Origin of the sequence: Weizmannia agrestimuris, from assembly GCF_943193165.1 — a bacterium.
GTDB classification, from domain to species: Bacteria; Bacillota; Bacilli; order Bacillales; family Bacillaceae_C; genus Weizmannia; species Weizmannia faecalis.
The window spans coordinates 1-6134 of sequence record NZ_CALPDC010000080.1 but is presented as its reverse complement, the minus strand read 5'-3'; the positions used below and the strand labels follow the sequence as shown (position 1 = coordinate 6134).

Annotated in this window: 6 protein-coding genes; all 6 read right to left on the bottom strand. The window is 38.3% G+C overall.

From position 1 onward, the window contains the following. Nucleotides 1–354 precede the first annotated feature (354 nt). The 6 genes from NFR98_RS15465 to NFR98_RS15440 all read right to left on the bottom strand — a co-directional run bounded on the left by NFR98_RS15465 (nucleotide 355) and on the right by NFR98_RS15440 (nucleotide 5986). Nucleotides 355–1653, bottom strand: coding sequence for an MFS transporter (locus tag NFR98_RS15465; RefSeq protein WP_081092984.1), 1299 nt, complete (start codon nucleotides 1651–1653; stop codon nucleotides 355–357). A 98-nt stretch (nucleotides 1654–1751) separates the two neighbouring features. Beyond that, nucleotides 1752–3110, bottom strand: a complete 1359-nt coding sequence (locus NFR98_RS15460) for an IS4 family transposase (RefSeq protein ID WP_251460556.1) — start codon at nucleotides 3108–3110, stop codon at nucleotides 1752–1754. 123 nt (nucleotides 3111–3233) lie between these two features. Beyond that, nucleotides 3234–3881 (bottom strand): flavodoxin, encoded by a 648-nt coding sequence (locus NFR98_RS15455; protein WP_230951768.1) that lies wholly within the window; start codon nucleotides 3879–3881, stop codon nucleotides 3234–3236. A 123-nt stretch (nucleotides 3882–4004) separates the two neighbouring features. Next, entirely contained in the window at nucleotides 4005–4628 is a 624-nt protein-coding gene (locus tag NFR98_RS15450) for an NAD(P)H-binding protein (protein ID WP_061087142.1), read from the bottom strand. Continuing rightward, nucleotides 4625–5491, bottom strand: a complete 867-nt coding sequence (locus tag NFR98_RS15445) for an aldo/keto reductase (protein WP_061087143.1) — start codon at nucleotides 5489–5491, stop codon at nucleotides 4625–4627. Before NFR98_RS15445 ends, NFR98_RS15450 begins: the two co-directional genes overlap by 4 nt. A 75-nt stretch (nucleotides 5492–5566) precedes the next feature. Further along, complete coding sequence (locus tag NFR98_RS15440; protein WP_061087144.1) at nucleotides 5567–5986, bottom strand: MerR family transcriptional regulator; 420 nt, start codon at nucleotides 5984–5986, stop codon at nucleotides 5567–5569. Nucleotides 5987–6134 lie beyond the last annotated feature (148 nt).

Genomic DNA, 6134 nt, shown 5'->3' with positions numbered 1-6134 from the left:
TTTGTCTGATATACCAATTATACTAAATTTTATGCGATTTGTTTGCCTTTAAGCGGAAATTTCGTCACGGATTCAGGATATTAACAATTCACATGAGAATCTCTCTCTTTATTCGATTTTTGGTGAAAGAAATTGGACGATGAATAGACGTGGTAAATTTTGTTTTATAATGTAAATTCGGGGCTGTGATTGATATTAAGATGTCATTTTTCTTTTTAAATGGCACTAACTTTTTCATTTATTTGTTAATTTCAAAGATTTTTAAAAAATAAATCCCTGCCAAGATAAAGATAGACAGGGATTTATTTTGTTTATCATTAAATTAATCATTTTTGCTCTGTTCAGAAGTAATCACTATTTCTTTTCATTCACAAAAATAGCAACCACCAGTATAGAAGCGAGTGTAAATAACGTCATTAACCAGATTTCAATAGAAAAATCAGTAGCAGTCGAGACAATTAAAGATAAGCCGATTGGCCCGCCAATTTGATGCATGGTATTTGTAACGCCGCTCGCAATACCAGCTAGTTCAGTTGGCGCTTCATGAACGCCTGCTGAGGTGACCGGTGCTAAAATCAGTCCTTGCCCCAAACCTAGTATTACCATAGGAATGAAAATAGTACGCCAATAACCATTGGCTGGGTTAGAGAAAGCAAGTAAAATTAACCCAGCCACTAATATTATCTCACCAACAAGTAAAACTTTGCTATTTCCAAATTTAGCGATTAATCGCGGTAATTGCATGGCTATGATAAAATTGACGATTGTCAGAGGTAAAAATGCCAGACCAGATTGTAAGGCCGAAAAGCCATATTGGCTCTGCATCATTTGCGGTAAAAAGAACCAAAATGGCAACATTGCCATCATAAATAAAAGCCGTGCGGCATATGCACCGGATCGTATCTTATTTTTAAAGAGTGATAATGGCAACAGGGGATATGGAACGCTTCGTTCCCAGAAAATGAATAAGCCTAAGATAATCATACCGGCAATGATGAATATACCTTTGCTTTCTGTAAATCCATATATGATACCAATTAATCCTGTGATTGCTAATAAACTGCCTAGATAATCAATTCTTTCTTTTCGTCGTTCTGAATTTTTTACGTACCTTAATGTTAAGAAAAACAGAAGAAGAGTGAACGGTACATTTATCAGGAAACCAGCTCGCCAAGAAATCAAGCTAGTCAGCCCACCGCCAACTAATAAACCGACACTCGAACCAATTCCTGCTGTTGCGCCATAATATGAAATAGCACGCTGTCTCATATTGTTCTGATATGCATCCATGATTAATGCAAGGGTTGTAGGTGCAATAATCGAGCTGCCAATCCCTTGAATCGCGCGCATAGCAATCACCATCTCAGCTGTTCTTGATAGACCAATGATTAGTGAACTGATCCCAAAAATGAGCAGCCCAAACAGAAAAATACGTTTTCTTCCCAGTAAATCAGAAAGCCGTCCACTTAGAAGCAGGAAGCCTCCGAACATGAGCGTGTACGCACTTGATACCCATGAAAGTGATGCGGCAGATAAGTTCAGGCTTTCGCCTATCTGCACTGAACTGGTAAAAATGATCGAGTTATCCATTAATATCAAAAAATAGGATATCAATGTAATCGGTAAGATGACTCCAAATTTTTCTTTATGCAACTTTTCTAACACCTTTCTATTTCTTTAACTAAAACTTGAAAGTACGAAAATCGTGCAAACCCCTTGTCACCACTGCGGTTACCCCGGCTAATTTAGAGCTAAGCTGCTTTAATTAGGTGTTTTTGATAGCTGACAGGTAACTTTTTTAAAAATTGCTCAATAATAGTATTTAGTACTTCTTCACAAAGGATATACTCATCCTTAAAAGCTTCTTTAAATAAATCAATCAATTGTTGAATCGCTTCTGCGAAGGTGACGTCAGTAAGTTCATCAACCATGAGATAAAACAATTCACCCAGGGTCCGATCATCTACCTGTTCACGGTGTTGGACTGCAAGGATTGAGTAACCAATTGCGACAAGAGCGGTATGTGCAAAGATACCGTCATAAGACAATCCTTGATATTTTGCCAGGCGGAGGTACTGTTTACACATCTTGAAGTATACTTCAATCGACCAGCGCTTTCCGTAAAGCTGAATAACTTCATCTTCAGAGAGCCGGGTGTCCGTTGTCGCCAAGACAAGGTAATCATTTCGTTTATTGCGGTTGCGGATATAAACAAGTTTGACTGGAACCGACGTTTCCCCGTCAACTGCTTCAACAAGAACGGATAACAGATAGCGTGAACGTCCGCGACGTTTCTTCTGGGTGTTAAAGATCGTTTTCACATCCATCAGTCCACCGTTGAACTGGTAATAAACTTTCTTAGAACGTTTCACCATGGCTACTCCATGAAGTCCCATTTCACGCAACTGATGAAACATCTTAGGGCTAGAAAACCAGGAATCAAACAAGACGTAGGAAGCATTCACTCCTTGAGACAAGGCTGATGATAACAATTCCAACACTACATTGGTTGCTTTGCGCTGTGCCTGAATCTTACGCTTTCCTGAAAGTGTATGGCCGTCGATGGATTTTGGGTTGCACACTTGATTCTTGCCAGAAAGCAAGGAAAAGTTAACAGGGAGGAATGTGTTGCCGTCACTCCAACCTAGTTGAAGAAACCGAAAGCCACGGGTATGTTTGTGTTTCGCATGGTCAAACTGAAACGCCGCTAGTTCAACGTGCTTTGCGCTGGCTCGCTCATACATGGAATCATCCACAATGAATACATTCCGGCGTGTTGGTTCGGTCAAGGGTTCGATGAACACAATGATACGGCGGCAGAGCAAAACCAAGAACTTTTGCCAATTGATTTTGCCGTTATTCAGCAGATTACGGAAGGTCTTATCTGAGAATCCGAGCTGATCTTGATGCTTCAAATAATCACGGTATGCAGATCTGTTTGAGAAAAGTGTACTGATCAAATAACAGAACAGCGTTCGAAATGGAACACCTTTTGTCTTTACAGCGTTTGAAACCTTCGCAATTTGAGATAAGCGAAAACGCAAAAAAAATGCTTCGATTGAAGATAAAACTTCAAGAGATTGATGGTCGTTTTGTGTTATAATTTTCATAACATGAACACTCCTCGATTAATTGTTAGTTAGCACTTCAATTATACCGAGTTTCCAGTGTTCATGCTTTTATTTTTGCTCTAAACCCTTGTAAGACAAGTAATGAGAATGAATTTTAGTGTTTCAAGTTTTAGTCTTTAATTGTTTAATTTTTTCTAGCCAGGTATCTATTTCCTTTGATACCTCAGCTTTATTTTTACCTTTAATTGCAAGCATGGTACCGTTAATTTCTTCCCCGCCCTTTACAGAATATCCTTCTAGAACTTTCGCTCCTTTCGCACCAGCTTTTATCTGTCTAAAGGTTGAACCAGGACCGTAACCGCCATTCGTGTTAAATGGGATCACCGTTTTCCCCTCAAAATTATAACTATCTAAAAATGAAACGACCGCTTGAGGCAAAGCCATGTTCCATGTGGGCGCACCAATAAAAATACGATCATAGTCCTCAAAATTAGTAATGGTTGTTTTTAATTCTGGTAGGGTAGCACTCTCTTGTTCTTGCGCATTTTGTTCTACTTCCGTTCTGTAATCCTTTGGTCTTGGCTCTTTTGTTTCAATTTGTACGAGATCTCCACCAACTTTTTCTTGGATAAGTTCGGCAACTGCCTTAGTATTCCCCGTCCTTGAGTAATAGACAATCAATGTTTTTGAATTTTTCATGGTTGCTCCTTCCTTTTCATTCTGATTTGTTGTTTTTGAAAGAATAATGAAACCAACGATAATGACGCATATAACTGTTATCAGCAAGAAAATGGCATTCTTCTTAATCATCTAAATCTCCACCTTTGTACTGTGCTTTTCATCCATAAATAGGCTGTGACATAGTACGAATATGGACTATGTCACAGCCTTTTCTATGATCTGCTGATTGATTTACATCCTACACCACTTAAATCAATAAAAATCAGGTTTTGATTTATTTTCTGAGCCAGGTTCCCATAAGCCGATACTTGCTCGGATATCGTTTCGTTTGCCTGTAATATTATCGATAACAAATTGAGCAATTGCACGTCTAGTAATTTGAGCGCCTAAAAATGGTTCTCCTTTTGGGCTTGCGACATAATCCTTTCGTTTGCCATTATATAACCAAGTCATCCGCATATAGGTGTAATCTAAATCACTTGCTTCAAGTGATTCTACTCCACGGTTATGAGCAATCGATCCGCCCATCATTCGACTATTCCATGTGGCAAAAGGTTCCGCAACTTCGCCGTATACACTTAATACACCTGCTTGAATGATGCGCTTAACGCCAGTTTTATGCATTGCCTCAATGACTGTTTCTGTAATTTTTTTATTGTCAAAATTCATATAAACCATCTCTTGGTTTTGCATGGCGTTCACCAAATCTGATACATTCCCTGCATTACCAGAAATCTTTGTTACATTCGTATAGGGTAGGCTAGTTGCATGACGACCAAACAATGTTAATTTCAGATCAGCTTGTTCTTGTAAAAGTGGTATCAGCACTTCTGGAATTTGACCGCCTGCACCAATGATAAGGATATTTTTCATCATTTTTCTGTGTCCAACATGCGATTCATGAACCATTCAACTTGTTGTGGAGCATCATGATCAAAGAAAGCTGATTCTTTCATATCTAAAGCAGCTATTTTTTCAATATCTTCTTTTGAAAGTTCAAAATCAAAGATATCAATGTTTTCAGCCATTCGTTCTGGACGAACAGATTTAGCCAATGCAACAATTCCTCGTTGCATTAACCAGCGAAGCACGACTTGTCCAACAGTTTTGCCATATTGTTCTCCGATTTCTGCTAATACAGGATTTGTGAATAGATCGTGACGTCCTTCAGCAAATGGAGCCCAAGCTTCCACTTGTACACCATATTTTTCATGCCATTTTTGATCTTCAATTCTCTGATTCCAAGGGTTCACTTCAATTTGATTGATTTGAGGCTTCACTTCATTCAGCCCAACAAATTCAATCATCTTAGCTGATTTGAAATTTGAAATACCAATTGCACGCAATTTACCTGCTTTTTGCGCTGCAACCATTGCTCTCCATGCTCCATAAACATCGCCATAAGGTTGGTGAATAAGATAAAGATCAAGATAGTCTAGCCCCATAGTATCAAGTGAGTGTTCAATCGTCTCAGTTGCTTTAGATTCCGGTGCTTGTAAAATAAACAACTTAGAGGTTACAAAAAGTTCTTCACGTGTAACAAGCCCTTCGTCAATTGCTCGTTTGATACCTTCACCCGTTTCTTTTTCATTTCCATATATAGAAGCCGTGTCGATCAAACGATATCCTGCTTTGATTGCTTGATAAACTGCTTCAACTGTTTCATCCAATGGAATTTGGTAAACTCCAAACCCTAATTGTGGTATTTCCACACCATTGTTTAATTTGATTGTTTGCATGTTGTTTTCCTCCTCTAACTTTGATTCATTACCTATCCTAAACCTTGGAGTTAAGTCCATGGCAAGGAAAAAGTTTTATTTTTTTCGTTCCCACAATTTTTCGACTTTATCAGATGCCATTTCACCTGTCTTGAATTTTGCGATATGCTCATCATAAGTTTCAATTTTATAAACTAGTAATTCCCTAACTTCCTGCATTTCGGCTAACTTTTTATCCAGCTCCTCCAACTGATCAAATAAAATCTGTTTTTGAGCTTCTTCTACATCTTGCGTTTCTCGTAATTGGGCCAACTGGGCAAACTCAATTAAGGATTCAACCGATAATCCGGCATTACGCAAATTTTTAGCTAAATAAATCCAATTCAAATCGTTCGTCGTATAGTCACGATATCCACTTGCATTTCGGTGAACAGGTGGGATAACACCTACCCGTTCATAATATCGGAGTGTATCAACACTTAAATCAAACATTTCAGCTGCTTTTTTGATATTCATCGAATATTCCTCCTTACTTATATAAACTATAATAGACCTTTGAGCTAAGTCCAATGCAATGATAAAGTTATACCTGAATCCGTGACGAAAATATAACAAACGCCGTTAATAGGTAGATTTCCCAAGAGTAAGGATATAGTGGTGTCCG

Excerpts from the sequence above, each read along its gene's own strand:
- NFR98_RS15440 (WP_061087144.1), bottom strand. The coding sequence starts at position 5,986 with ATGAATATCAAAAAAGCAGCTGAAATGTTTGATTTAAGTGTTGATACA.
- NFR98_RS15445 (WP_061087143.1), bottom strand. The coding sequence starts at position 5,491 with ATGCAAACAATCAAATTAAACAATGGTGTGGAAATACCACAATTAGGG.
- NFR98_RS15455 (WP_230951768.1), bottom strand. The coding sequence starts at position 3,881 with ATGATTAAGAAGAATGCCATTTTCTTGCTGATAACAGTTATATGCGTC.
- NFR98_RS15450 (WP_061087142.1), bottom strand. The coding sequence starts at position 4,628 with ATGATGAAAAATATCCTTATCATTGGTGCAGGCGGTCAAATTCCAGAA.
- NFR98_RS15460 (WP_251460556.1), bottom strand. The coding sequence starts at position 3,110 with ATGAAAATTATAACACAAAACGACCATCAATCTCTTGAAGTTTTATCT.